1 protein-coding gene is annotated in these 549 nt (G+C 74.7%); it reads left to right on the forward strand.

Annotation, left to right across the window (positions count from 1 at the left end; all coding sequences use genetic code 11):
• On the forward strand, positions 1-432 hold a 432-nt coding region (locus ACYVOO_RS22010), incomplete at its 5' end, for a cell division protein PerM (RefSeq protein ID WP_461017395.1).
• Positions 433-549: the final 117 nt, after the last annotated feature.

Here is a 549-nt window from a genome sequence, read left to right on the forward strand (position 1 = left end):
GGGGTGCTGCCGCTTGTGGCGGGGGTGGTGGGTGGGTGGTACGTGGGGCGCGACGTCGCGCCTACGGCCGGGGCCGATGGGCGCGCGGACGCGGAGGGGGCGGGGGGCACGTTGCTGGTGTCCGTGCTCACGGCCTGCTGCTGCGGCGCGCTGATGGCGCTCCTCGCGGGGTTCGCGGGGGGCGCGCTCGGCACGGGCGCCCTGGCCCACTTCGGGCCGAGCTGGTGGCGGACGGGGGGAGCGGCGCTGTGCGTGGTGGGGGTGCTGGGGGTTCCGGTGGCGTTGGTGGTGCGGGGGTGGCGCCTGCGTGAGAGGAGGCGCGAGGGCCGCTCGCGCGACGAGTGGCACACGACCGCGTCACGTCACACGCGGTGGGCGGCCCTCAAAAAGGCATCGGGCGGCCTGATGAACGACTTCGATCCCCGACACTGAGCGCTGCGCTTTGCTGTTTGTCGTCTTCCGGCTGCCTGGCCGGTGGCTTCGGTGCGGCGTGTGGTTGCGGTGCGGTGCGGCTGGCGCCGCGTGGTTCTTGGCTTGTGCCGGTGGCCG

This window comes from Streptomyces daliensis, assembly GCF_054782395.1.